General features: G+C 70.0%; 4 protein-coding genes and 1 pseudogene. All 5 read right to left on the minus strand.

The genetic code is table 11. From position 1 onward, the window contains the following. Positions 1-13 precede the first annotated feature (13 nt). Complete coding sequence (proS, locus tag FV222_RS16720) at positions 14-1,339, minus strand: proline--tRNA ligase (protein WP_147762752.1); 1,326 nt, start codon at positions 1,337-1,339, stop codon at positions 14-16. Positions 1,340-1,854: 515 nt separating this feature from the next. Continuing rightward, the gene (locus FV222_RS16725; protein ID WP_147751052.1) at positions 1,855-2,199 is read right to left on the minus strand and encodes a DUF1467 family protein; all 345 of its coding nucleotides are present in this window, start codon (positions 2,197-2,199) and stop codon (positions 1,855-1,857) included. After that, complete coding sequence (mce, locus tag FV222_RS16730; RefSeq protein ID WP_147726100.1) at positions 2,196-2,600, minus strand: methylmalonyl-CoA epimerase; 405 nt, start codon at positions 2,598-2,600, stop codon at positions 2,196-2,198. The genes FV222_RS16725 and mce overlap by 4 nt, the downstream gene beginning before the upstream one ends. Positions 2,601-2,772: 172 nt before the next feature. Then, positions 2,773-4,446, minus strand: a complete 1,674-nt coding sequence (locus tag FV222_RS16735; protein WP_147751036.1) for a ribonuclease J — start codon at positions 4,444-4,446, stop codon at positions 2,773-2,775. A 16-nt stretch (positions 4,447-4,462) separates the two neighbouring features. Beyond that, a pseudogene (locus FV222_RS16740) lies at positions 4,463-5,113 on the minus strand (biotin--[acetyl-CoA-carboxylase] ligase); the annotation flags it as partial.

The raw sequence follows: 5,113 nt of genomic DNA on the forward strand, positions 1-5,113 counted from the left end.
CGCCATGGGAGCCTCAGGCACGCCGGATGCGCGCGATCAGGTCCACCGCCGCCAGGGTCTCGCGCTCGCCGCCGGCGCGGCGCTTCAGCTCGACCTTGCCCTCGGCCAGGCTTTTCGGACCGACCACCACCTGCCAAGGCAGGCCGATCAGGTCGGCGGTGGCGAACTTGGCGCCCGGCCGCTCGTCGCGGTCGTCGTAGAGCACGCTGAGGCCGGCGGCCTCCAGCGTCGCCTGGATCTCGGCGCAGGCGGCGTCGGTGCCGGCGTCGCCGACCTTGAGGTTGATCAAAGCCACGTCGAACGGCGCGACAGCATCGGGCCAGACGATGCCGGCCTCGTCGTGCGAGGCCTCGATGATCGCGGCGACGAGACGGCTCGGGCCGATGCCGTAGGAGCCCATGTGGACCGGGCGCTCGATCCCGTCCGGGCCGGCGACCTTGGCGCCCATCGGCTCAGAATACTTCGTGCCGAAGTAGAAGATGTGCCCGACCTCGATGCCGCGGGCCGACATGCGGTTCTCCTCCGGCACCTCGGCGAAGGCGTCGGCCTCGTGCATCTCGTCGGTGGCGGCGTAGTGCGAGGTCCAGGCGTCGACGAGGCCCTGCAGGGCGGCGACGTCCTCGAAGTCCACGGTGGCGGGCGGGATCTCGAAATCGAGGTAGGCGCGGTCGCAGAACACCTCGCTCTCGCCGGTCTGGGCCAGGATGATGAACTCGTGGCTGAGGTCGCCGCCGATCGGCCCGGTGTCGGCCCGCATCGGAATCGCCTTCAGGCCCAGCCCTGCGAAGGTGCGCAGGTAGGCGACGAACATCCGGTTGTAGGCGTGGCGCGCGCCGGCCTGGTCGAAGTCGAAGGAGTAGGCGTCCTTCATCAGAAACTCGCGCGAGCGCATGGTGCCGAAGCGCGGCCGCACCTCGTCGCGGAACTTCCAGGAGATCTGATAGAGGTTCTTCGGCAGGTCCTTGTAGGAGCGCACGCTCGCGCGGAAGATCCCGGTCACGACCTCCTCGGCGGTGGGGCCGTAGAGCATCTCGCGCTCGTGCCGATCCTTGATGCGCAGCATCTCCTTGCCGTAGGCGTCGTAGCGGCCGGATTCCCGCCACGGCTCGGCCGACTGGATCGTCGGCAGAAGCAGCTCGATCGCGCCCGCCCGGTCCTGCTCGGTGCGGATCACGTCGCAGACCTTGTTCAGCACCCGCAGGCCGAGCGGCAGCCACGCATAGATGCCGGCCGATTCCTGGCGCACGAGGCCGGCGCGCAGCATCAACCGATGCGAGACGATCTCGGCTTCCTTGGGCGTCTCGCGCAAGGTCGGCAGGAAGTAGCGGGACAGACGCATGGGGCTTCTTTTGACGGTTCCGGCGGGCGGCTCGGGGCGGGCGGCGCGCACGGACGCCGATCCCGTTGCCGGGGGCACACAACACACTGCAACCGGAAAACACAAGCGGCTTGGATTTTTCGGGCCGGCCGGAGCCCGGTTTCGCCCGCGCGAGCGTCCGGCGGCGGGCCGGGAGGCCGATTCATGCGGCCTGTCGGCGAAAAAACGCAGATTTCTCTCTTCGACCCGGTGACAGGACGAAATGTTGTTCCTATAAGCGGCCCGCGATGGTTGCGAAGCCCCTTAGAGGGCACGCAAAGGTCCGGGTCTCGGGAGGAAAATCGACCGCCACGCAGTCAATGCGTAGGACAATCAAAGGTCGAGCCAGATTGACTGCTAGAAAAGCAAGGCCTCAGGCCTTGCTTTTTTGTTTTGCGAGACCACCGACGACCCTCCCAATCAGGGCGACAGCGGTCGAAACATGGACGGCACGCCGCCGGCCATCCGAGTACCAGCCCGCGCAGGCGGACGTTGCGCTAGAGCCCCGTCAGCGGAAACGCCGCGAGCGCGACCAGGAAGGCCGCGCCGGCGGCGAGCGTCGTCCAGATCGCCTTCTCGCGCAGACGCGGCGCGGCGGGCGCGCCGGGGTCCTGCCCCGGCACCACCCGAGCCGGGTCGGTCTCGGCCTGGTTGCGGATCGGCAGGATCGCGAAGAGCAGCGTCCACCACACCACGAAGTAGAGGGCGCTCGCCCCGAACACCGTCAGGCGGAACTGCAGCACCGCCACCGCGACGAAGGCGGCGACGAGGACGAGCACCACGCCGAGCGTCCGCGGGGTCGAGCGCGCCACGGCCTTGAGGAATGCGTTCACCCGGATCAGACCTGCTCCAGCTCGGTCAGCGTCCCGAGGAAGTCCTTCGGGTGGAGGAACAGCACCGGCTTGCCGTGCGCGCCGATGCGGGGCTCCCCGGTGCCGAGCACGCGGGCGCCCTCGGCCTTCAGCCGGTCGCGGGCCGCAATGATGTCGTCGACCTCGTAGCAGACGTGGTGGACGCCGCCGCCCGGGTTGCGCTCGACGAAGCTCGCGATCGGCGAATCCGCGCCCAGCGGCGCCATCAGCTCGATCTTGCTGTTGGGCAATTCGACGAACACGACGGTGACGCCGTGCTCCGGCTGCGGCAGCGGCGCCGTCAGCGTCGCGCCCAGCGTCTCGCGGTAGACCTTGCACGCGGCGTCGAGGTCGCGCACCGCGATGGCGACGTGGTTGAGCCGGCCGATCATTGGTTTCTCCCGATCTTCACCGTGCCCTTCCCTCTCCCCTCTGCGGGAGAGGGCGGCCCGCGAGCTAAGTCCGGAGAGGGGAGCGACGGTGCCTGGAATGGCGGCCCCCTCTCCCGACCTTCGCTCACGCGAAGGCCACCCTCCCCCGCTTCAGGGGGAGGGACGATTGCGATCAGACCTCGACCACCTGCACGTGGCAAGCGGGCTTCTTGCCCCAGACCTCGTTGACGGCCGAGCGCACGGCGCGGTCGACGGCCTTCTCGACGGCCTCCGAGTCGCGGCGCTTGCCCTTCGACAGGCCGGACAGCGTGCGCGAGACCGAATCGACGACGGTGTCGATCAGCGGCGCGCCGCCGCGGCCGCGGTTGGGCAGGCCGATGATGTCCACCGCCGGCTCGCCCAGCACCTCGCCGCTCTCGTCGATGGCGATCGCCACCGAGACGAGGCCGGCCTGCGCGAGCTTGCGCCGCTCGGGGATCGCGCGGTCCTTGCCGTCGATCAGGACGTTGCCGTCCTTGAACAGGCGGCCCGACTTCACGTGGTCGATGATCTCCGGCCGGCCGGGGCTCAGGCGGATCAAGGTGCCGTTGCGGGCCTTGACCACGTTGTCGACGCCGTGGGCGCGGGCAAAGCGCGCGTGCTCGTCGAGGTGCAGGGCCTCGCCGTGGACGGGAATCGCCGTCTGCGGCCGGGTCCAGGCGTACATCTCGGCCATCTCGTCCCGGCGCGGGTGGCCTGAGACGTGGACCAGCTCGGTCCGGTCGGTGATGACCTCGACGCCCTGCTCGATCAGGTCGTTGATGATCGCGCCGACCTCGCGCTCGTTGCCGGGGATGGCGCGCGATGAGAAAATCACCTGATCGCCCGCGGCGAGCGCGATGTCCGGGTGATCCTTGCGGGAGACGCGGGCCAAAGCCGCACGCGGCTCGCCCTGCGAGCCGGTGAGCAGCGCCACGACCTTGTCGCGCGGCAGGTCGCGCCAGGAATCGGCGCGGCGGAAGTCCTGCAGGCCGTCGAGGAAGCCGCATTCGCGGGCGACGTCGATCACCCGGTCCATGGCGCGGCCGACCGCGACCACCTCGCGGCCGCAGGCCTTGGCCGCCAGGGCCACGGCGCGGATGCGGGCGACGTTGGAGGCGAAGGTCGTCACCGCCACGCGCTGCGGCGCGACGGCGATGAGCTTGGCGAGCGTCGCGGCGACCTCGGCCTCGCTCGGCGAGAAGCCCTCGCGGACGACGTTGGTCGAATCGCAGACGAGCGCCAGGATGCCCTCGTCGCCCATGGCGCGGAACGCCTCGGCCGAGGTCACGTCGCCGAGGATCGGCGTCGGGTCGATCTTCCAGTCGCCGGTGTGCAGCACGAGGCCGGCGGACGTCCGGATCGCCACCGCGTTCGACTCGGGGATCGAGTGCGAGACCGGCACGTAGTCGATCTCGAACGGTCCGAGCGTCACCCGGCGGCCCGGCTTGATCTCGCGCAGGTCCACCTTCGGCGCGCCCGGCTCCGACAGGCGCCGGGTCTCGAGCAGGCTCTTGGCGAAGCGGGTGGCGTAAACCGGCACCTTCAGGCGCGGCCACAGCTCGGAGATCGCGCCGATATGGTCCTCGTGCGCGTGGGTGATGAAGATCCCCAGCAGGTCCTTCTTCCGCTCCTCGATGTAGGTGAGGTCCGGGAACATGAGGTCGACGCCGGGCATCGCCTCCTCGCTCGCGAAGCCCATCCCGCAATCGACCATGATCCACTTGCGGCCCTTCTCCGGCCCGAAGCCGTAGAGGGCGGCGTTCATCCCGATCTCGCCCACGCCGCCGAGCGGCAGGAAGACGAGCTCGTCGTGTCCCGTTGTCATCAGTTCCAAATCCATCTCATGCCGCCGTCGCGGCCGTCCCAAAATGCACCTCGCCCGCCGTCACGGTTCGCCGCGTTCCGTCCGGGGCGAGGATCACGAGCCGCCCCCCCTCGTCGATGTCTTCGAAATCGCCGACCAGGGTCTCCGTGCCGCTGCGGACCGCGATGCGCGACCCGAGGCCGGAGGCCCGTGCGAGCCATCGCTCGCGAATCTCAGGGAATCCCCGCCCGCGATCCCAGATACGGGCCGCCGCGGCAAGCTTATTCGTCAGATCCGCCAGCACCATGCCGGCATCACTTTGGTATCCGAATCCCGCGAGCGAGGCGGCGGAACTCGAAAACGCCTCGGGAACGCCTGCGACATTGACGCCGAACCCGATCGCCACCGCCCGCCTGCCGCCCGGCAGCGTCTCCGCCTCGAGCAGAATGCCGGCGAGCTTGGCGCCGCCCGCCAGCACGTCGTTCGGCCATTTCAGCCCGAACGTCCCGGCCGAGCCCGGGCCGCAGACCGCCTCCAGGGTCTCGACCAGCGCGACCCCGGCGACGAAGCCGAGGCCGGCGACCCGCTCCGGCTCGACGCCCGCCACCGGCCACAGCGCGCTGGCGGTGAGGTTCCCCGGCACCGAGGCCAGGCGTTGCCGCGCCGGCCGCGGCCGGCCTCCTGGGCG

The organism is Methylobacterium sp. WL103 (assembly GCF_008039885.1).
Taxonomy (GTDB): domain Bacteria; phylum Pseudomonadota; class Alphaproteobacteria; order Rhizobiales; family Beijerinckiaceae; genus Methylobacterium; species Methylobacterium cerastii.